The sequence below is a fragment of the Algorimicrobium bowmanii genome, from assembly GCF_054031195.1.
On the sequence record NZ_CM132929.1, the window covers coordinates 237,117 to 259,749 of the forward strand.

The following is a 22,633-nucleotide window of genomic DNA, read 5'->3' on the forward strand; positions in this document are numbered from 1 at the left end:
TGATTAACAAATGAAGAATTGGTAATTATTTTTATAATTTAGTAATCGACCATTATTGGCGATTATGAAACAAAAATACCTCTGTTTATTCTTATCAATATTATACATTTTTAGCTGCTCATCGGACGATGCTGCTAGCTATATAGCATTAACAATTAAAACTGAGCCTGATAATACGCAAGTTTATCAGGACAGTTTTATTGAAATAAACATACTTGCTAACGATACTAATATCCCTAAATCAGGAACCTTATCCGTTAGCAATTCTAATTATGCACAGATAAGCATATTAGATAATGCAACACCTAATAATCCTTCCGACGATACAATAACCTACACCCCTAATGGAACGTATATTGGAACCGACACGTTTACATATAGTATATGCGCTACCAATGGCATGTGTAAAACAGAAACTGTAACTGTTACAGTCCTACCTGTCTCTACAGTAGTATACAATCCTGAAGCACTTCCCTATCCAAACCTATCAGATTATAATTTTTTTGATGGTGATTTAAAAAATCTTACTCCAGTTTCCGGCGTAATACCTTACGATTTAAATTCAACGCTATTTAGTGATTACGCCCATAAAAAACGATTTATTTGGATGCCTAATGGAAGTAAAGCAACCTATAATTCAGACTACACACCTTTTAACTTTCCCGTAGGAACCTTTTTAATTAAAAATTTCTATTATGAGCATGTACTCCCCGGCAATCAAACGCAAATTATAGAAACACGTTTAATGTATCTTACTGAAACAGGATGGGAGTTTGCTAACTACATCTGGAATGACAATCAAACAGAAGCAGCCTATACAAGTCAAGGGAGTTTTGTAAATATAGATTGGAACGAGGCTGGAACCGCGAAAAATGTAAACTACCGCGTTCCTCCAAGAGCAGATTGTTTTACCTGTCACAACAAGTTCGGAACACCTGTTCCCATAGGACCTAAACCTCAAAATATTAATAAGCTCTATAATTACCCAGAAGGAGAAAAAAATCAATTAGAAAAATGGGTAGAAATGGGCTATCTAGATTCAAATTACCCACAAAATATTGAAACGACTGTAAACTGGGAGAATGAAACTGAAACATTAGAGCTTCGTGCCCGTTCCTATTTAGATATTAATTGTGCTCATTGCCATTCCGAAGAAAGTTACTGTGAATATAGACCCATGCGTTTTGCTTTTCACGAAACAGCAATATCTGAAAATTTAGGAATTTGTGTCTCTCCAGACACCAATGTTGGCAACGATTACCCTTTAATTATATACCCAAGTAACCCAGAAGCATCCGTCGCATTTTTTAGAATAAGCTCTATAGAGGAACAATACCGTATGCCAATTTTAGGCCGCACGCTACAACATGTTGAAGGCGTATCATTAATATACCAATGGATAAATAGCTTAACTGACCGTTGCGAATAACCACAAATAACTGTAAATCAATTATTTAATAATTTTAACTATATTAGTAACCTCCAATAACCAACTAACAATCAAAAAACTAAGAGTATGAAAACAAAATTATTTTTACTTATCTGTTTTTCATATGCTATTTCGTATGCTCAAACAAGCTCTAACACCTGTTCAGAAGCTGATTCAGCAACACCTATCTCTCAAGAAGGTATTTATCAAGTAGCAAACGTAGATGGTAGCCAAGCCCCAAATCCTGTTTGTGGATTCAATACAACAATAGCTAGTTCTGGAGAGTGGTTTAGATACACGCCCTCCTCAGATATAGAGCTAACGGTTACAACAGATTTAATTCAAAACGATGGAGTAGACACACGTGTAAACATCTATAGCGGCACCTGTGATGCTTTAGTTTGTGAAGCCGGAGACGATGATAGTGGTACCTTATATTTATCCTTAGCATCCGTAAATGTAACAGCAGGAGAAACATACTATATTGTATTTGACAACCGTTGGGATTCTAGTGGTTTCGATTTTCAAATAATAGAAAATGATCCACCGCCACCACCGCCAATTGCTTTTACCCCTCAAAATATAACTACAACTGGTACTAACAGGGCTGTTATTGATATGGATGGTGACAACTTAGACGACATTGTTTCAATTTCAAACACTAATATTCATGTTTTAGAACAACAAAGCTCCGGAGGTTTTGTAGAACGAAATATTAGCACTTCATACGCAGATAATATGCCTACGTGGAGTTTAGCTGCTGCCGATTATAATGCCGATGGTATTACCGATTTGATTTACGGCAGTGTAAATGGCGTTACCTTTATGAGGTCTAACGAGGACCGTACCTATACTGAAGTATCAACTGGCGAAGATGTATTTTCACAGCGCTCTAATTTTGTTGATATTAACAATGATGGACATCTTGATGCTTTTATGTGCCATGATACCGCTCCAAATGTATACTATATAAATGACGGACTAGGAAACCTAACATTTCATCAAGGAAATAGTAGTACTGGCGTTCCTTCTGGATTAGGATTGTATAGTTCTGGTGGTAATTATGGCTCTGTTTGGATTGACTATGATAACGATAGAAACATTGATATGTTTATTGCTAAATGTGGTGGTGAAGAAGCAAGACGCACAAACCAAATGCATAGAAATAATGGCAATGGTGATTACAATGAAATTGCTGCATCATTAAATTTAGCAGACCCAATGCAAACGTGGTCTTCTGCTTGGGGAGACTATGATAATGATGGCGATATGGATGTATTTGTAGGCGCAAGTTCAGGCTCCCATAAAATGATGCGTAATGATTTAACACTGGATATTAACGGAGATACAACCGTTTCGTTTGTTGACATAAGTAGCACATCAGGGGTAAATAATTTAACCTATACAGGAATTGAAAATGCAGCTTACGATTTGGATAACGATGGAAATCTAGATATCATATCCAATGGTCATGTTTTATTTGGAAACGGCGATTTAACTTTTAATGTTGTTGAAAACGTCTTAGCTAGCAATAATGGTGCTTTTGGAGATTTAAATAACGATGGATTTATAGACGCATTTAGCGATGGAGTGATTTACATGAATGATGGGAATTCCAATAATTGGTTAAGCATCTGCACAACAGGCTCCGAAGGCTATAGCAACATTGACGGAATAGGTGCTCGTATAGAAATACACACACCTTCTGGTGTACAAATTCGTGATGTTAGAAGTGGTGAAGGCTTCCGATATATGAGTAGTTTAAATACACACTTTGGATTAGGTGAAGAAACACAAATAGATAATATAATTATTTATTGGCCATCGGGTATTATAGACAATATTCCTAACCCTAGTATAAATCAGAAACTATGCATTACGGAAGGGGAATATTTAGCAGTTGACGACACGAGTGTAACGAACTTCAGTATATATCCAAACCCAGCTAAAAACACATTAAATATAGCATCGCCTACCAATTTAAATGGACGAATAGCTACTGTTTTTGATATAAATGGAAAAAAACTATTAAATACTCGATTAATCTCAAACGCTATAGACGTGTCTGACTTACCAAGTGGTTTTTACATTCTTAGACTTGAAACAGAAGGCCGCATTGTAAATCAAAAATTTATAAAAGAATAAACAGCTTTTAAAAGCATTAAATTCGCCTCTATTCAATTAGATGGCGAATTTTTTTTACAGTATTTTTGTAGTATGCTAAAAGTAGAAAATCTTCATTTTGCCTATTCAGAACCTCCAACATTACAGGCTATAAATTTTTGTGTAAAACCCGGAGAACACACAGCAATAATAGGCGAAAGCGGTTCAGGAAAAAGCACCTTATTAAAACTTTTATATGGCGAATACGATTTAGATAATGGGCAAATTTTCTGGGATAATCAAGAAATACTAGGCCCCAAATACAACCTAGTTATTGGTTACGACTTTATGAAATACGTGTCACAAGAATTTGATCTTATGCCATTCATAACAGTTGCTGAAAATATAGGGAAACATTTATCTAATTTTTATCCCAAAGAAAAAAAAGCACGTATTTCAGAACTTTTGGAAGTTGTTGAACTGACATCTTATGCTGATATAAAAGTTAAACTATTGAGTGGTGGTCAAAAACAACGTGTTGCACTAGCTAGAGCCTTAGCCCAAACACCTGAAATAATTTTATTAGACGAACCTTTTAGCCATATAGATAACCACCAAAAGCAAGCATTAAGACGACGTGTTTTTAATTACTTAAAAGCTAAAAACATTGCTTGTGTTGTAGCTACTCATGATAAAGAGGATGTTTTAGGTTTTGCTAATAATATTATTGTTTTAAACAATCAGACTATTGCAGATCAAGGAACACCAAATGCCCTTTATAAAAACCCAAACAGTAAACTTATAGCTGCATTTTTTAATGAATTCAACACAATAAACAATGAGTTTGTATATGCACATCAATTAAAATTAGTTGAAAAATCGGACTTAAAAGTAAGTGTCATAAAAAGCTATTTTAAAGGACATTATTACCTAATAGAAGCTAATTATAATTCCGAAACTATTCTATTTGAACACGATAAAGAGCTACAAGCAAATGATATTGTTTTTTTAGAAGTTTCTAAGTAATTGTTTGAATTTCAAAAGTACGACCATTAAAACTAAACGTCTCATTTGCACTTTTACCTAATAATAGCTTCCCTATAGGAGTTTGAGGTGAAATAGCATAATAGGCAACATTTTCAAAAGTTAACTCACCCACACTTACGGCTATAAAATAATTAGCACTATTAGTAATCACGATAGTTCCCAAACCTATTAATTCTGGATTAATTTTTAGAGGAACTTTTGATAAAACCTCTTGTTGTTTCTCAATTTCAGAAAGTTGCTTACCTAATTTCTCACGTTCTAATTGCATCATAGCGCGACCTGTTTCATGCTTATCTCCAGCGCTACTTTTAGTTTCAGATGTTAAAGCTTGCTGTATCTCTAAAACCTGACTTCTAACAGTCGATAACCTTAAATCTAAAGCTTGCGTACACATAGCTTTCAAAGCGTCCTTAATCTTTCTATTTTTCATGTTCACTAGAAGACTTATAATTTAAAACTCCAAAATAACGCATTTGTTTAACAATCCATTGTTTTCGTCTTGCAATATAAGCCGTTGCTGGCGTAGCTTTATAATTTAAAGGGTTTGGCAAAATAGCAGCTATAGCAGCAGCTTGGCTAGGGGTTAAATCTGCTGCAGACTTTTTAAACCAATATTTAGATGCGGATTCAGCGCCGTATATACCGGGTCCCATTTCAATACTATTTAAATACACTTCCATGATCCGCTCTTTAGTCCATAATATTTCTATTAGAAATGTAAAATACACCTCCAAACCTTTTCGAAACCAACTGCGTTGCGGCCATAAAAACACATTTTTAGCTGTTTGCTGGCTAATGGTACTACCTCCTTTAATACGCTTACCAGTTTTATTACTCTCAAATGCTTTTTCTATAGCTTTAAAATCAAAACCATGATGCTTTAAAAAATTCTGATCTTCACTACAAATTACAGCTAATTGTAAATTTTTGCTAATATCTTTTAACGCCACCCAATCGTGTTTCCATGTAAAAGATAATTTGTTTTCGGTATTTTCGGCACTCCTGATTAGCATTAGTGAGGTTACAGGAACTGGCAACCATTTATAGGAAAAGACCCAGAGAATTGAAATAAAAACAAACCAAAGAATGGTTTTAAAAATAAATTTAAAGAGCTTATTAAACATACTAATCTAGTAATTGAGCGAGTTCTTTACCAATAATACTTCCTATTGCCACACCCATTCCGCCAAGGCGAACACCACAAAACACATTATTAGAAAGTTGTTTAACAATAGCTTTTTTTTGTGATCCCACACCCATTATTCCTGTCCAACGGCTTTCAATCTCAAAATTTGTGTGAGGCAAGATGGTCTTTTCTAATAAGTTTTCTAAATGATTTTGAATGGATTTCGTGTACGCCACATCGGTAGTTTGCTCTCCTTTAAAATCAATATTTCTACCACCTCCTAATAATATTCTATTATGGATATTCCGAAAATAAGAATAACCTCTATCAATATGGAAAGTACCTGCTATTTTTAGATTTTCAATAGGTTTGGTAATTAATACTTGTGCACGAGCAGGTTTAACAGGCTCATCAATTAATTGTGAAGAAAATCCATTAGTAGCAATAAATAATTTGTTTGTTTTAAACGAGCAAACAGACGTTTGCAGTGAGACACCCGTATGAAGTTCAGAATATCCATGAACTTCTACGTTATTTAAAATTTTAATACCTGCTTGATGAGCTTTAAACAATAATGCCTCCATCATTTTACCCGTATCTAATTGCGCTTCAAAAGGATTAAAAAACACTTGTTTTTGGATATTCTCAAATCCAAAAGGAGCAGATTTAACTTGAAATATTGGGGCTATAAAATTGGGCCAAAGGAACTCATTAATAGTTTCTTGTTGACTTAAGCAGCTTTCATAGAGTTGAGTATCGTGCTTATTAAAAAGCTCATAGCCCCCTAATTGCTGATAATCTATGGATTGGTCAGAGAGGTTTTGTCTTAATAAATTTAAACCATCAATCCGTTTATGAATAAGCTGTAAGACCTCTTCCTCTGTATGAGACTGTAAGTCATCTAAAATTTCACTCATACTCCCAAAACATGCAAATCCTGCATTTTTAGTACTAGCGCCTTGCGGTAACCTACCGCGCTCTAAAATTAATATAGAAGCCTTAGGGAACTGTTGTTTTAATTGTAAGGCACAGTTTAATCCAACTATACCACTACCAACAATAGTGTAGTCTATATTACTTAACCAAGATTTTATTTCCCAATATGATAAATTCATTTGCTTTTAATGAAACCTAATATAACAAAAAAAGGCCCCTTAAAAGGAGCCTTTTTGATATAAAAACTAATATTATTAGTTAACAATTACTTTCTTAGAAACTTTCTTAGCTCCTTGAGAAACTGTTAAAATATACATACCAGACTCAGCGTTGTTTAATGAAATAGATTCATTAAAGTCGCCTGTGTTTGTGTAAGCATTGTTATATACTTTTCTTCCTCTAATATCAAATACCTCAACTGAGATAGGTTCATTAGAATCAGGAGTAAACTTAACTGAAAATTCACCGTTGTTAGGGTTTGGATAAACGCTAAAAGTAGATTCTAAACCAAATTCAGGAACACTTAATTGTGGTACAAAGCCACCTGCAGTACATACAGTAATAGTTGTACTATTCCAAGTTGCTAAGTTACCATCAACAACAACATCACCAATATAGAAAATCCATCCACCTTGTGAGTTTTCACCAGCAGCAAAACTTAATGGGTCTACTGGTGTAACATTGTCATTACCGTTTGTGTTTCCACAATCAACAGCAGTACCGTCATCATCAAAAGTAAACACATAACCTGAAGAACCAGCACATGGACCATAAGCTAAACGATGAAATCCATCAGTTTCCCAAGGACCTCTAATAGCTGTATATATTTGATCTGTATTATTTGTAGTTGCATCTACACTAACTGTAATAGAAGAAATTGTTGCAGAATCATCAATATCTAATGTATAACCATTAAATGATGTTGCATTTTCTTCAAGTTGAATACCTGCATTAAATGCATAGTCTTGACATGACTCGCCACCTGGAACATAAACATAGTTACCAATAGCGAAATAGTTATCGTTAATGTTAAAGAACGTACCATTTGAAGCTTCAACCATAATTCTAGAGTAAGCAGAATTAACTGAAGGTACAACAACTTGGTAAGAACCGTTATTTGGTACATTTGAAGCTAATACAGTAGTAAAGTTAGCATCAGGTGTTAAAGATGTTGATAAAAGAATATTAACTGTTGCAGCATTAATTCCGTTAGAATCTGTTCCTGCAACATCCCAAGTAATTGTTTCAGTATCACCTGGCGACCAAACAAGTTGATCAGTATTCTGAGAAGTTACTACAAATGGACCTGCATTACTAGACCAAACAACACGCATGTTATCAAAATCATTAGCCGCACCACCTGGTTTGTTATCTCTAACTGTTAATCTGAAATCTGCAGATCTTCCAACAGTAGGAACTTGTTCCCATGGGTTAGCATTTAAACCATCTGCAAGTAAATCAGCCATAGGAGGCACCGTTCTAACAGGGTTAGTTGTTGGCAAGTATGATCTTACTAATGGCTCATTGCTATTTGTAGAAGTTGGATCTGGATAAGCATTAGCTGCATTATTCGTATCAAACTGTTCCCAGCAATATGTTAATGCATCTGAAGCATCTGGATCAGTAGCTGATCCTGTTAATCTATAAGGTGTTCCTTTTGGAATAGTCATATCTAAACCAGCATCGGCTACAGGCACACTGTTACCCGTTTCAGTTTCAATATCACAATTACGAGTTGAAACGTGTGTTGTTACTTGCTGAATAGAAACAGCATGGAAATATGGATCTGCATTAGATTGAACATCTGTAGCTCCTGTAATACCAGCATAACTCATAATAGTTGTACCACTACCTGGTTCCATTTGTGCAATTGTAGACTCAGATCTAAACGTAAATGTATGGTTAGCTCCAAATTGGTGACCCATTTCGTGAGCTACATAGTCAATATCAAAATTTTCTCCTGAAGGTACAGTACTTGTTGTATAACCACTACCTTTTGATCCACTAACACAAACACATCCAATACATCCAGCGTTACCGTTATTACCAATACCTGCCATTAAGTGACCTATATCGTAATTAAGACTACCAATGTTTGCATCAAGAGTTGATTGCAGCGTACTATTGTAAGCAGCATCTGAAGTTCCACTATAAGGATCTGTAGCTGGGTTTAAGTAAATAACATTATCATTAGTAGCAACTAATACCATATTCACATTAAAATCCGTTTCAAAAATAGCATTTACATTAGTCATTGTAGCTACAATTGCAGCATTTACAAGTGGTAATGTACCTCCGTGAAATGCAGAATATTCAGCAGTTACAGACATTGCTAAATCAAATGTATGTAAAGTACCATCAGCAGAACGGTTAAAGTCTGCAGCATTCTCAATCTCTTCTCTTAAAGTATCAGGTGTAGTACACTCAAAGTGTTGATCCTTTTGTGAAAGATTATTTTTCTTACGAATAATTACTTCTGAAAGATTTGCTGTGTTAGGCTCTAAGATGTATGTTTTTCCTTCAGTTCCAGAAAGAACTATACCAGACATACCTTTATAAGGAGAGATACTAAAACGTAAATATGCATCTGGAGTATCAATTCCATATCCAACATAAGATCTGATGTTTGGGTACTGAGCTTGTAATTCTGGAGCCATTACTGAAGCTTCTTGAATTATAAAACTTTCTAACTCACCATCAAGGTTAGGAAACTTCATTGTTAAATTCCCTGAAGTAGAAGCATTAGCTGCACCACGTTCTTGCGCAGTTGCAAGATCAGTCATTAACGTATTTAAATCGAAAGCGTAAGTCTGATGAATAGAAACGCTGTTTAGCTTACCTCCATTGGTAACTTTTGTAAAATGTGAATTCTGACTAAATGCAGAAACACAAAATAAAAGCATTACAAAAGGTAAAACTTTGTGTAATTGTTTTTTCATGTGATTATTATGTCTATTAATTTGTTCAAAAATAAGGATTTGTTGATAAAAGTCTTAAATAAATAATTTATTTAACATTTTTAATCTTCCTGAGGTTCCTCCATTACAAAGTCTTCCATAAATTTAGTGGTATAATTACCGGCTAAATAATCTGGATGATCCATTAATTGTCTGTGGAATGGAATAGTTGTTTTTATACCTTCAATAACGAATTCATCAAGGGCACGTTTCATTTTATTAATCGCTTCCTCACGAGTTTGAGCGGTTGTGATTAATTTAGCTATCATAGAGTCATAATTAGGCGGAATAACATATCCGGCATAAACATGAGTATCTAAACGAACACCATGACCACCTGGCGCATGAAGCGTTGTTATTCTACCTGGTGAAGGTCTGAAATCGTTATATGGGTCTTCTGCATTTATACGACATTCTATAGAATGTAAATTAGGTGTGTAGTTTTTACCAGAAATTGGCACACCTGCAGCTACTAATATCTGCTCACGAATTAAGTCGAAATCTATTACTTGTTCGGTAATAGGGTGTTCTACTTGAATACGTGTATTCATTTCCATAAAGTAGAAGTTACGGTGTTTATCTACTAAAAACTCTACAGTACCAGCGCCTTCATACTTAATATATTCAGCAGCTTTTACAGCAGCTTCTCCCATTTTTTTACGCAATGCAGCGGTCATAAATGGTGATGGTACTTCTTCTGTTAATTTTTGGTGACGACGTTGAACAGAACAATCACGCTCAGATAGGTGACATGCTTTTCCTGTAGAATCTCCGACAATTTGAATTTCAATATGTCTAGGCTCTTCAATAAGCTTTTCCATATACATATCATCGTTTCCAAAAGCAGCTTTAGATTCTTGCCTTGCAGATTCCCAAGCATCTTTTAAGTCTTCTTTTTTCCAAACGGCACGCATACCTTTACCTCCACCACCGGCAGAAGCTTTAAGCATAACAGGATAACCAACTTCTTTAGCTAGTTTTTCGCATTCTTCATAGTTTTCTATAATACCTTCACTACCTGGTACGCATGGCACACCAGCTTCAATCATGGTTGCTTTTGCGTTTGCTTTATCACCCATACGGTTGATCATTTCAGCAGAAGCTCCAATAAATTTGATATCGTGCTCTTCGCAAATTTTAGAAAACTTAGCGTTTTCAGATAAAAAACCATATCCTGGGTGAATGGCATCGGCATTAGTAATTTCTGCTGCAGCAATGACATTCGACATTTTTAAGTAAGATTCGCTACTTGGTGCTGGACCAATACAAACGGCTTCATCGGCAAACTTTACATGAAGACTTTCGGCATCTACGGTTGAGTAAACAGCCACTGTTTTAATGCCCATCTCTTTACAGGTTCTAATAACTCGTAAAGCTATTTCACCACGATTGGCAACTAATATTTTTTTAAACATAACTTATTTGTATTTAAAATTTCATCCCTACAAGAATAACGCTACCTAATTAGAGAGCCCTATAGTATGACTAATAATGATTTTAAAAAATCCATTAGTTTTTAGGAATGAGAATTGACCCCGATTATACGGGATTAATGGGTTATGATGGATCTACTAAAAATAGTGGTTGATCAAACTCTACTGGTGATGAATCATCCACTAATACCTTAACAATTTTACCAGAAACTTCTGATTCAATTTCATTAAATAATTTCATAGCTTCAATGATACAAAGTACATCTCCTTCTTTAATAGTTTGTCCAACCTCAACAAATACAGGTTTGTCTGGCGCTGGTTTTCTATAAAGTGTACCAATAATTGGTGACTTAATCGTTATATACTTCGAATCTTCGTTAGCTGCTTCTGCTGCAGGTGCTGGCGCTGTTGCTACTGGAGCCGCTGCCGCTACTGGAGCCTGAGCTACAGGTGCATTAACTGGTATTTGCTGTACATATGTTGTTGTTTCAGCTTTATCATCGCTACCTGTTCTAATTGTAATTTTAACATCATCGGTTTCTAATTTTACTTCACTAGCACCAGACTTTGCTACAAACTTTATTAAGTTTTGAATATCTTTTAAATCCATAATTATTTAGAATTTTTATTGTAAAAATTATTGTTAGTTTAAGAGTTATAAGCCCATTTTAGATAAATAGAGCCCCATGTAAATCCACCTCCAAAGGCTGCAAAAATGATCTTATCGCCTTTTTTAAGTTGGGATTCATAATCGTTTAATAATAATGGTAAGGTTGCCGAAGTGGTATTACCATATTTCTGTATATTCATCATGACTTTATCTTCATCCAAATCAATTCTGCTAGCTGTAGCATCAATGATACGTTTGTTAGCTTGATGTGCTGCTAACCAAGATACGTCATTTTTAGTTAAGTTATTTCTTTCCAACACCTTAACAACAACATCAGCCATATTAAAAACGGCATTTTTAAATACTGTTTTCCCATCTTGAAATACAAAATGCTTTCCTTCTTCTATAGCTTGGGGTGTGGAAGGGTATGAAGATCCTCCGTAAGTTGCTTGTAAATAGGTACGACCTGCACCATCACTTCTTAGGTATTCATCCTGTAAGCCTAAACCTTCATTATTAGGTTCAAACAATACAGCTCCTGCACCGTCGCCAAAAATAATACACGTCGCACGATCGGTATAATCAATCATAGATGAGTTTTTATCGGCTCCTATAAGGAGTACTTTTTTATATCTACCAGATTCAATATAGCTAGAGGCTGTAGACATTCCGAAGAGGAAACTAGAACATGCTGCCTCAAGATCATATGAGAAAGCATTTACTGCACCTATTTCTGTAGCTGTAAAAGCTGCTGTTGAAGCTGCTTTCATATCTGGTGTTGCTGTAGCAACAATTACTAAATCTATTTCTTTGGGATCAAGACCTGTTTTGTTTAACAAATCTTTAGCTGCATTAATTGCTAAAAAAGAAGTGCCTTTGCCTTCTTCTTTTAAAATTCTGCGCTCTTTGATGCCTGTTCTTGTAGTTATCCATTCATCATTTGTATCAACTAACGTTTCAAGGATTTGATTAGTTAATACATACTCTGGCACATAAGCACCTACAGCTGTTATGGCTGCTGAGATTTTACTCATACCGTATAAATTATTTCGCTAAAACCGTAAAAATGAGACGTTTTTAATGTGATTTCATTAAAAAGCATCATTTTTTTGAGTTAATTTAGTGCAAATTAAGTCGTTTTTGGCTTCTATAAAAATTTATCATAAAAAAAACGCTCGGTTACGAGCGTTTTCTTGTATGCATGCATAATAGTTATGCTGCGTTTTCCTCAGATACTGAGTTGTCAATTAATACTTGACCTCTGTAGTATAATTTTCCTTCAAACCAATGAGCTCTATGGTATAAATGCGCTTCGCCTGTTGTTGGGCAAGTTGCTATTTGTGGAGCTGTTGCTTTATAATGGGTTCTTCTTTTATCTCTTCTTGTTTTCGAGATTTTTCTCTTAGGATGTGCCATTGTTATTGTTATTTATCCGTTAATAGTTTCTTTAATGTATTCCAACGGGGATCAATTTCCTCGCTATCTTTTTTTTCTGTTGTTGCTTTAGGGCTTAATTCTTCTAATTTTTCAAGAATTTCAGAATCTAATGTACCATCTTCTATACCTGGGTGAATTAACTTGGTTGGCACAGACAATACAATTGTTTCATATATATATTGTTGTACATTCACCTCATATTCACCATGTGGTATAACGAGAAGATCAATTTCTTCGTCGTTATATGCTTCTCCAAATTTCACTACCAAATCAAAACTATTACTAATTTCTTGTTGGTAAGGCTCATTTGTTACATCGCAATTCACATTTACGTAACCTGATATTTCAAAATGAAATTCTAATAAAGTTGTTTTCTTGTTTAACTCCAAGTCCACATCTATACTAGCGTCATTAAAATCTTGATATTCAAAAAATTCAAAGAACGTCTTATCTATTTTGTACTCAAATTGATGCTTCCCTATTTTTAACCCTACAAATGGTATTGTAAACGTTTTCAATTCCCTCATTATCACATCTATTTTGAGCCTGCAAATATATAAAATAATATTTAGCTTATAACACTTATAAACATTTTTTTGTTCATATCTTTTTTTGAGGGGTAACTAATGGGTTTTTAGCTAATTCCAAATTCTTCTCTCTATTCTTATGTAATTTTATAGCTAAAAAAACAGCCTCTTTAAAAGAGTTTATATTAGCCTCTCCTTTTCCTGCTATTTCAAAAGCAGTACCATGATCGGGTGATGTTCTAATTTTTGATAAGCCAGCGGTGTAGTTTACACCGTTTCCAAATGATAAAGTTTTAAATGGTATTAAACCTTGATCGTGATAAGCAGCTATAATGGCATCGAAATTTTTATAATTGGCAGAACCAAAGAAACTATCGGCAGCATACGGCCCATATACTAAAACACCTTTTTCAACAAGCTTTTTTAAAGTAGGACGCATAACTAAATCGTCCTCTTGACCTATTACGCCATTATCTCCAGTATGCGGATTAATTCCTAAAACGGCAATCTTGGGTTTTCTTATATTAAAATCTTCTCTTAAACTCTTACAAACGGTTTGTACTTTACGCTCTATTAGTTCGGGAGTAATATGACTTGCAATGTCTTTTACCGGTACATGGTCTGTTAACAACCCTACACGTAAGCTATCTGAAACCATAAACATTAAACTTTCGCCATCTAACTCTTGTGCTAGATAATCTGTATGACCTGGGAAATTAAAATTTTCCGACTGAATATTATGTTTATTGATTGGTGCAGTAACAAGCACATCAATTGAGTTTTCTTTTAAAGCTTGTGTTGCTGCGAAAAGTGATTTTATGGCAAACTCCCCAATTACAGGGTCTTCTTTTCCGAAATTTATAGCAACACGATCGTTCCAAACATTAAAAACATTAATCTTACCAGGTAATATTTGTGTTAAATCGTTAATACCATTGAAATTAATATCTAAGCTAAAATGATTTTTAACAAATGAAATGGTTTTTACAGATGCAAAAATTACAGGCGTAAAAAACTCTAGCATTCTAACATCTTCCAATGTTTTCAAAACTATCTCACTGCCTATACCATTTAAATCACCTATAGAGATTCCAACGACAACATTTTCTGCTTTCCTCATTAATTAACTAACTTTTTGTTTGTAATTTTGTTTTGCAAATTTAACTAAATAATCTGTACTTATGTTCACCGGCATCATAGAAGATATTGGCTATATCCAACAAATAGAAAAAGACGCCCAAAATTTACACATTACTGTAAGTTCTAATATAACTTCTGAATTAAAAATAGACCAAAGTGTTGCACACAATGGTATTTGTTTAACTGTAGTAAAAATTGATGGCGAAAATTACACAGTAACAGCTATTGATGAAACGATTCAAAAAACAAATATAGCCAGTTTTCAAGTTGGTGATGCCATAAATTTAGAACGCGCCATGAAACTAGGAGCTCGTCTTGATGGTCATATGGTACAAGGACATGTAGATCAAATTGCTGAATGTACTGCAATAAAAGAAGCTTCGGGAAGTTGGATTTTCACCTTTGAATACGACAAGGATTTAAATAATATTACTATTGAAAAAGGTTCGATAACCGTGAATGGAGTAAGCCTTACAGTTATAAACTCAACTCAAAATAGTTTTAGCGTTGCTATTATTCCTTACACTTACGAACACACTAATTTCAACAAATTTGAAATAGGGTCGCTTGTAAATTTAGAATTTGATGTTATTGGGAAATACGTTTCCAAGCTATATAGCCTGAATAACTAAGCTACTATTTTACTTTAAGTAAACGATAAACACCATAAAATAAACCTGCAATTAAACCAGAAACAACACCTCCATCAATGGGTAATCCAGGCGGTGGTGGTGGAGCTGGGGGCTGAGGCACGCTTTGTGAAAAACTTACAAAACTGACTGCAAAGAACACAAGCGCTACAATTATTTTAGTATTATTTAATTTCATCTAATAATAAAAGTATAAAAAAGTGGCCAATTACGAGTTGTTTAGCCACTCTAATAAGTACAAAACACAAAAATTGTTATTTTATACTTGTTAGTATTTATATATTTTGAAATCAAATATATGTTTTTTTTTTAATAAAAAATAAACTTAATCGACAAGCATAATTAAATAACTGTTATGTTGCACATTATTCTTTTAACAAGAACGTAACATAGAAATCACTAATTGCAATTAAAGTAGTTATCTTTTTAGAGAAAAATGTGATTTAAATTGCTTGGTTTCACCTGCCTCTTGATAAGTTAATACAAACCAATAATCGCTTGATGGCAACATATATCCTTTATATGTTCCATCCCATCCTCTACCAGATGGCTTAATGCTCGTTAAAATTTTCCCATATCGATCAAAAATATCAATCTGAGCTAAAGCCTGATTACCAAAAGCAGTAATATTCCAAGTATCATTAAAACCATCATTATTTGGAGTTACAACTTTAGGGTAGTCTATAATTCGGATATCCTCAATAGTTATATAACCACAAGATGGGTTTTCAGTTTTTCTATCATACACATAAACTGTATGTAAGCCTTCACTAACATTGGTGAAAACACCACCATTATCCAATATTGGTCCATTATCTAGTTGATACCAATAGTATCCATAACCTTCAACCTCAACTGTAATACTCGGGTTGGGATCAAAAGCACCTGTTTGCGAAACACTAACAAAAACAGCTTGTCCAGATTTAACAACTTCAAATGGCTCACTTAAATCAGAATCACAATTTGCTGCCGATTGTGTATTGGTAACGGACACCGTATATAAACCAGGTTGAACAGTATCAATCACATAGCTTCCTTGAGTAGCCCCAGGAATAACTGTACCATCTAAATACCATGTATAATCATAATTAACACCCTGAATATCACTCACTAGTGTTAATTGATTTTGTAAGGCATCGGTATCAAAATCAACACACAAGGTATTTAACCCGTCTAAAGAGCTAATTACAGGCTTTAAAATTGGACTCACAGTATACGAAACCGATGTTGTTGCATAACACGTATCCGGAATATTCATATTTATAACACGTATATAAACTGTCATATTATATGGTGATGACGTATTTGTAAATTCACTTGGATTTTGAATAAGATCTGTATCGTTTTCAGCACCTTGGCTGCTTGTATGGTAGCTAACTTGATAAATGGCAGGGTTTTGCCCATTAAGAACTGTTGCCGTTAATGTCGTAAGATCAAATTCAAAAATACCATCATTAACACCGTCTGTATCACAAACCTCTATAGGGTTTGGCGCCGTAGCTGTAGCAGCATCTTGAACCACAAGATAGAAGGGCACTGAAACAGAACACAGACTATTATTATTTGTAACATTAATATAAATAGTATCATTATATGCTGTTGCATTGGAATATGACCCGGAAGAAATAGCTATAGTTTCTGCAGCATCCTCATAAAAAGACACACTAAAGTCTGCTGGATTTTGAGTAGCTCCAAGTATATTTGGAATTTCTGAATCTAAATCGAATGTATAAAACCCAGTTCCTGAAACACTACATTCTAAAACCGTATCGTTTGCAATAATTGGTAATGAATTAACAACGATAGTCATAGTTTCTACGGTAGCACATTGTCCCGTATCGGGTGTAAATGTATACGTAGTCGTTGTTATATTATCTATTGCCGGAGACCACACACCTGTTACTCCGTTATCTGAGGTTACTGGTAATGCGGCTAATGCTTCACCTTCACAAATTGGAGCTACTTGTGTAAATACCGGATTAATTGTTGGATTTACAACAATAGTCATGGTTTCTACGGTAGCACATTGTCCCGCATCGGGTGTAAATGTATAGGTGGTCGCTGTTGTGTTATCTATAGCTGGAGACCACACACCTGTTACTCCGTTATCTGAAGTTACAGGCAATACGGCAAGCGCCTCCCCTTCACAAATTGGGGCTACCTGAGTAAAAGTAGGATTTACAATAGGGTTAACAACTATAGTCATGGTTTCAACAACAGCACACTGCCCTGCGTCTGGTGTAAATGTATAAGTGGTCGTTGTTGTATTGTCTACTATTGGAGACCACACACCTGTTATACCGTTATCCGATAAAGTTGGTAAAGGCGCAAGAACTTCTCCTTCGCAAATAGCAGCAACTTGTGCAAATACAGGAACAATACCCGTACTTACAACAATAGTCATCGTTTCTACTGTAGCACATTGCCCAGCATCGGGTGTAAATGTATAAGTAGTCGTTGTTGTGTTATCTATAGTTGGAGACCAGGCTCCTGTAACACCATTATCTGAAGTAGTTGGTAAAGGTGCTAATGCCTCTCCTTCACAAATTGGAGCCACTTGTGTAAATGTTGGATTAACTGTTGGATTAACAACAATAGTCATGGTTTCTACTGTAGCACACTGTCCCGCGTCGGGTGTAAATGTATAGGTTGTTGTAGCGGTATTATTAATTGCTGGAGACCACGTTCCCGTAACACCATTATCCGATGAAGTTGGTAAACTTGCAATTGCTTCTCCCGAACATACAGGAGCAACTTGAGTAAACACAGGTGTTACCGTAGGATTTACAGTAATGGTCATGGTTTCTACAGCTGCACACTGTCCCGCATCGGGTGTAAATGTATAAGTTGTTGTTGTTGTGTTATTTAAAGCTGGAGACCACGCCCCAGTAACGCCATTATCCGATGTAACCGGTAGAGGTGATAGCACTTCTCCTTCACAAATTGGAGCCACTTGTGTAAATGTTGGTATTATACCAATATTCACAACAATAGTCATAGTTTCTACAGTTGCACACTGTCCCGCGTCGGGCGTAAACGTATAGGTTGTTGTAGCGGTATTATCAATTGCTGGAGACCACGTTCCCGTAACACCATTATCCGATGAAGTTGGTAAACTTGCTATTGCTTCCCCTGAACATACAGGAGCAACTTGAGTAAATACAGGTGTTACCGTAGGAGTTACAATAATAGAAGCTGAATCTGTAACAAGGTTTGAACAGATAACATTAACACCAGAAGTGTCTAAATTTTGGACATTTTCTAATGTTATTGTCATATCGGCAACCGCAATTTCTGTAATGGTTGCTTGACCTGAAGCATCTAATGTTACATTTTGCGAAGCACCTGAATCTATATTATAATGTACTATAGCGTCAGGAGTTCCTGTTATTGTAAAACTAGCTGTATCGCCTTCACATATTGGCGAAGCATCAGCTACCACAGTGGCTGTAGGAATAGCTGTTACGACCAAGTTAAAATCTATTATACTATAACAATCTGTCGTACCTGATTTTACTTTTGCAAAAACCTGTTGTGGGTTTTCTGTATTAGCATAAAACGTAGGCAACTCATTAACCTCATCTGTTGCATCAGCTAAACTTAAATAATAAGAAATATTGTTACCTGGATCTGGATTTATACTAGAATTTAAAGCATTTAAATCGAATAAAGAGATATTTGGGTTGCTACTACATTGCTTCACATCTGGAATATCGTTTACAGTTGGAGGAGATGGAAATGCGCCAGTACCATCAGAGGCCGTACCGGTCCAATTTAAATCAAAACCACCTTCACCATTAGGTCTATCAATAGCAATATAATAAGTCTCTCCAGGGCTAACATTTAACCAATATACATATCCATTACCGTTGGCACCTGGTCCTGTTTGAGTTAAAGTTGTATTTCCATTCATCCCCGTATGATTATTTGCTAAACCTGCTAGGTTCGGGTTTGTTGTTGAACAACGTATAGGGCTTCCTAAATTTCCACAAACACGATTGGGTCCATAAACCCAAAAATCATAATCGACTAAAATATCTGGATCATTAGGAATTAAATCAAATCCAAGCGTACCACCTTGAACAACATTAATTTCTAACCAAATAGAATTATGCTCAAAACCACCACAACCACTAACTTCTTGAGTCGCTCCTATTCCTGTCGCATTTGACGAGAACGTTCCATTACCACAAACGGTTATTGCATTTACACAGTCGTTAGGTTCTTGAGCTTGCACCTGTAGAAACAGTGTGAAAAAAAATCCTAATATTAAATACTTATTCATAGAAATTCGTTTCATATATATAAATGCTTATAGTCAACCTGTAAAATACTGATTGACTATAAGTCTATTTTTTAAATTCAATGCAGAATACCTTTGAGTACCTATAAAAACACAAAAAAATTATTCCTTAATTATTAAGAATTCAGAGCGTCTGTTTTGAGCATTTTCAGCTTCAGTACAATTTGATTTACAATCAACTTTAGGTTCTGAACTACCCATACCTTTAGCAGATAATCGGTCTTTACTTATTCCTTTAGAAATAACATATTGCATAGTTGCCTGCGCACGTTTTTCAGATAATTTTAAGTTATAATCAGCATTACCTTTTGAATCTGAATGTGATCTAACTAGAATATTCATTTCTGGATAGTCATTCATAATTTGCACTAACTTATCTAACTCTAAAGCGCCTTGTTGTGTAATATTACTCTTATCGAACTCAAAGTAAATATTATTTAATTTAACTTCAGTTTCAGTAATTAGCTCGTTAACAGGTTTTAATAACACATTAACATCAGCCTTATTATTAACAGGGCTTGAAACAGGTACTGAAAGTGTTTCATATCCTTCTTTTGAAACATTAACAACATACTCTGAATCACAAGATACATTAAAACTTGTAGCACCCTGACTGTCCGTAGACTGTGTTGCAATAGTGTTATTTTTATTATCAAGAATTGAAACTGTAACACCTGATAACACTGCATTTGTTTGAGCATCTATTACATGAGCAATTGTTTCGAATTGGCAGATAGGAGTTGCCATAAAAATATTATCTACACCTGTTCTATTTGATGAAAAGTAGCCGATTTCTAGAGTATTATTAATACTAAAAGCAAAATCGTCTCTTTTAGTATTAATCCCGTTTCCCAGGTTAATAGCAGGCTCGTTTGTGTTTAAATCTACTTTAAAAACATCATAACCACCAAAGCCTTGTCTGCCACTAGATGCAAAATACAATATGTTTTTTTTACTAATAAATGGAAAACCTTCTTTTCCAGAAGTGTTTACTTTTTCTCCTAAATTTTCAGGACTACCATACGAATTACCGTTAACAGAAACTTTCCAAATATCTGTATCACCTAAACCTCCAGGCATATTACTAGCAAAATACAATGTTTTTCCATCCGAACTTAAACTTGGATGACTAATAGAGTAGTCTTTACTATTGAATGGTAACGCTTCTATATTGTCCCATTTTCCATCAACCAAAGTTGCTTTATACAACCCTTGTTGTGCTAATTTAATTTTCTTACTTTTTATTTTTTTGGAGCTCCCTTCACTATGTCCGTCACGAGAAAAAATCATTGTTTTTCCATCCGCACTTAAAGTAATAGGGCCGTCATGATATGGTGTATTTAAACTCTTAACAGCTTCAGGATCTGTTAAACTACCATCTTCATTTCGCACTGACTTATACACATCTAAATACGGTGTATTGGTCCAAGTATCTTCTTTTTTACCCGTGTTTCTGGAACTTACAAAGTAAAGTATATTATCATTTGAAAGCACCGCACCAAAATCACTTTGTTCAGCGTCATTGATCGTTGTTTCTTCAACTTCAAATAATTTAGATTTATCAGCTAATTGCGGTACATAATTAGGGTTTTCCATATGAGCAATAGCGCGTTGATCGTTTGGTTGCATTTGTGCAAAAACGGTCATCTGCGTGTTTGCCTCTTCGTAATTACCTTGAGATTTTAATACCTGAGCATAACGGTAGTATGTTTCAGCGTCTTGCTGACTTTCCACAGCTAGAGCATACCATTTAGATGCTTCTTCTATATTAAAAACATTGTAATAACTATCAGCTAATTGCTTATAGACATGACTATCTGCTTGTTTCTTATCTACAAGTTTTAGGTAAGCATCTATAGCATCAACATATTGATAAGAATCAAATAATTGATCTGCTTTTTCAGATTGTTTGGATTGTCCGAAACTTGCTGTAACAAATATTACCAAGCTTAAAAGACTGTATATTTTTTTCATTTTTAATACGTTTTATATTAGAAAAATCTAGGTGAGATAGATACTTTTTTCGGGAAATTTAAATCGAATAATAACATAATTTCATGCGATCCTGAAGTGGTTACATTTAATTCCGATGTTACATAATCATAAGCGTAACCTATGCGAATGCTTGGCGAGATAGCAAAATTAGCCATAGCGCCAACAGAGTCATCCAAACGGTAAGTTGCACCCAGTTCAAATTTATCGAAAAACAAGACGTTAGCCGACAGATCTAAAGATGTAGGTGCGTCGAAAGCAGATTTCAATAAAAACGAAGGCTTAAATTTAGCATTTTCAAATAAATTAAAGACATAACCAGCCGATAGGAAGTAATGCATTACATCAGTTCCATATTTATATTCTTCGCCGTTATTCGTCACATCTAAATAAGTGCTTTTCAACATATTTGGTACCGAAAAAGACACATAGTATTTATCTGTATAATAAAATAAACCTGCACCAACATTTAAATGAGTATTACTCGTATTTTCACTAAATGCTTCATCATTAGAATCAATAACAAACCCATTTCCAATATCAGAAAACAAGCCTATTTTTTGGAAAGTAGCTCCAGCTTTTAAACCAAATGCTAATTTATGCTCTCCTCCTAAATTTAAAGTATAAGAGAAATCTGCAAATACATTATTCTCTTCTACAGGTCCAATTTTATCAGAAATAACAGACAAACCTAGTCCTACGTTTTTCCCTACCGGACTGTGCATGGCAAATGTTGCCGTTTTAGGTGCATCATCGATACTAACCCATTGCGAACGGTATAAAAGACCAATAGCTAAGTTTTCTTTAGATCCTGCATAAGCCGGATTAATAACACTCATATTATACATATATTGTGTGTATTGCGGATCTTGCTGTGCATGTGCACCGACAAAAATCATAAGTGCAAATGCTAGTGTAAAATATATTTTTTTCATCTGTATAT

General features: G+C 34.8%; 18 protein-coding genes. 4 read left to right on the forward strand and 14 right to left on the reverse strand.

Annotation, left to right across the window (positions count from 1 at the left end; genetic code table 11):
• Window positions 1-64 precede the first annotated feature (64 nt).
• The 3 genes from ACW5R3_RS01075 to ACW5R3_RS01085 all read left to right on the forward strand — a co-directional run bounded on the left by ACW5R3_RS01075 (window position 65) and on the right by ACW5R3_RS01085 (window position 4,558).
• On the forward strand, window positions 65-1,429 hold the full coding sequence (locus tag ACW5R3_RS01075; protein ID WP_456577775.1) for an Ig-like domain-containing protein: 1,365 nt from the start codon (window positions 65-67) through the stop codon (window positions 1,427-1,429).
• Between the two features lie 87 nt (window positions 1,430-1,516).
• A complete protein-coding gene (locus ACW5R3_RS01080) occupies window positions 1,517-3,574 on the forward strand; it encodes an FG-GAP-like repeat-containing protein (RefSeq protein ID WP_456577776.1) in 2,058 nt (685 codons plus the stop codon).
• 72 nt (window positions 3,575-3,646) lie between these two features.
• Window positions 3,647-4,558 carry an ABC transporter ATP-binding protein gene (locus ACW5R3_RS01085; RefSeq protein WP_456577777.1) on the forward strand — a complete coding sequence of 304 codons (912 nt, stop codon included), beginning with the start codon at window positions 3,647-3,649 and terminating at the stop codon, window positions 4,556-4,558.
• Here the strand turns inward: ACW5R3_RS01085 and ACW5R3_RS01090 are convergent.
• The 10 genes from ACW5R3_RS01090 to pdxA form a co-directional block, all read right to left on the reverse strand.
• Window positions 4,551-5,009 (reverse strand): 3-oxoacyl-ACP synthase, encoded by a 459-nt coding sequence (locus ACW5R3_RS01090; RefSeq protein WP_456577778.1) that lies wholly within the window; start codon window positions 5,007-5,009, stop codon window positions 4,551-4,553. The two genes, ACW5R3_RS01085 and ACW5R3_RS01090, sit on opposite strands and share 8 nt — an antisense overlap.
• Window positions 4,999-5,703: a monofunctional biosynthetic peptidoglycan transglycosylase gene (mtgA, locus tag ACW5R3_RS01095; protein ID WP_456577779.1), complete on the reverse strand. Its 705-nt coding sequence runs from the start codon at window positions 5,701-5,703 to the stop codon at window positions 4,999-5,001. The genes ACW5R3_RS01090 and mtgA overlap by 11 nt, the downstream gene beginning before the upstream one ends.
• A 1-nt stretch (window position 5,704) precedes the next feature.
• Window positions 5,705-6,820 carry an NAD(P)/FAD-dependent oxidoreductase gene (locus ACW5R3_RS01100; RefSeq protein WP_456577780.1) on the reverse strand — a complete coding sequence of 372 codons (1,116 nt, stop codon included), beginning with the start codon at window positions 6,818-6,820 and terminating at the stop codon, window positions 5,705-5,707.
• A gap of 75 nt (window positions 6,821-6,895) precedes the next feature.
• Window positions 6,896-9,580 carry a reprolysin-like metallopeptidase gene (locus tag ACW5R3_RS01105; protein ID WP_456577781.1) on the reverse strand — a complete coding sequence of 895 codons (2,685 nt, stop codon included), beginning with the start codon at window positions 9,578-9,580 and terminating at the stop codon, window positions 6,896-6,898.
• A gap of 80 nt (window positions 9,581-9,660) precedes the next feature.
• Window positions 9,661-11,013 (reverse strand): acetyl-CoA carboxylase biotin carboxylase subunit, encoded by a 1,353-nt coding sequence (accC, locus tag ACW5R3_RS01110; RefSeq protein WP_456577782.1) that lies wholly within the window; start codon window positions 11,011-11,013, stop codon window positions 9,661-9,663.
• Window positions 11,014-11,155: 142 nt separating this feature from the next.
• Window positions 11,156-11,641, reverse strand: coding sequence for an acetyl-CoA carboxylase biotin carboxyl carrier protein (accB, locus tag ACW5R3_RS01115; RefSeq protein WP_456577783.1), 486 nt, complete (start codon window positions 11,639-11,641; stop codon window positions 11,156-11,158).
• Window positions 11,642-11,679: 38 nt separating this feature from the next.
• Window positions 11,680-12,675, reverse strand: a complete 996-nt coding sequence (locus tag ACW5R3_RS01120; protein ID WP_456577784.1) for a beta-ketoacyl-ACP synthase III — start codon at window positions 12,673-12,675, stop codon at window positions 11,680-11,682.
• Window positions 12,676-12,853: 178 nt separating this feature from the next.
• Window positions 12,854-13,057, reverse strand: a complete 204-nt coding sequence (gene rpmF, locus ACW5R3_RS01125) for a 50S ribosomal protein L32 (RefSeq protein WP_456577785.1) — start codon at window positions 13,055-13,057, stop codon at window positions 12,854-12,856.
• Between the two features lie 8 nt (window positions 13,058-13,065).
• On the reverse strand, window positions 13,066-13,605 hold the full coding sequence (locus ACW5R3_RS01130; RefSeq protein WP_456577786.1) for a YceD family protein: 540 nt from the start codon (window positions 13,603-13,605) through the stop codon (window positions 13,066-13,068).
• Between the two features lie 73 nt (window positions 13,606-13,678).
• Window positions 13,679-14,725 (reverse strand): 4-hydroxythreonine-4-phosphate dehydrogenase PdxA, encoded by a 1,047-nt coding sequence (gene pdxA / locus ACW5R3_RS01135; protein WP_456577787.1) that lies wholly within the window; start codon window positions 14,723-14,725, stop codon window positions 13,679-13,681.
• A 61-nt stretch (window positions 14,726-14,786) separates the two neighbouring features.
• Between pdxA and ACW5R3_RS01140 the strand changes: the two genes are divergently transcribed.
• Window positions 14,787-15,377 carry a riboflavin synthase gene (locus tag ACW5R3_RS01140; protein WP_456577788.1) on the forward strand — a complete coding sequence of 197 codons (591 nt, stop codon included), beginning with the start codon at window positions 14,787-14,789 and terminating at the stop codon, window positions 15,375-15,377.
• 4 nt (window positions 15,378-15,381) lie between these two features.
• On the opposite strand, the gene ACW5R3_RS01145 is transcribed toward ACW5R3_RS01140, so the two are convergent.
• The 4 genes from ACW5R3_RS01145 to ACW5R3_RS01160 form a co-directional block, all read right to left on the reverse strand.
• Window positions 15,382-15,573, reverse strand: coding sequence for a PID-CTERM protein-sorting domain-containing protein (locus tag ACW5R3_RS01145; RefSeq protein WP_456577789.1), 192 nt, complete (start codon window positions 15,571-15,573; stop codon window positions 15,382-15,384).
• Window positions 15,574-15,813: 240 nt separating this feature from the next.
• Window positions 15,814-19,695 (reverse strand): T9SS type B sorting domain-containing protein, encoded by a 3,882-nt coding sequence (locus tag ACW5R3_RS01150; RefSeq protein WP_456577790.1) that lies wholly within the window; start codon window positions 19,693-19,695, stop codon window positions 15,814-15,816.
• Window positions 19,696-19,800: 105 nt separating this feature from the next.
• On the reverse strand, window positions 19,801-21,672 hold the full coding sequence (locus tag ACW5R3_RS01155) for an OmpA family protein (protein WP_456577791.1): 1,872 nt from the start codon (window positions 21,670-21,672) through the stop codon (window positions 19,801-19,803).
• 17 nt (window positions 21,673-21,689) lie between these two features.
• A complete protein-coding gene (locus ACW5R3_RS01160; RefSeq protein WP_456577792.1) occupies window positions 21,690-22,625 on the reverse strand; it encodes a PorP/SprF family type IX secretion system membrane protein in 936 nt (311 codons plus the stop codon).
• Window positions 22,626-22,633 lie beyond the last annotated feature (8 nt).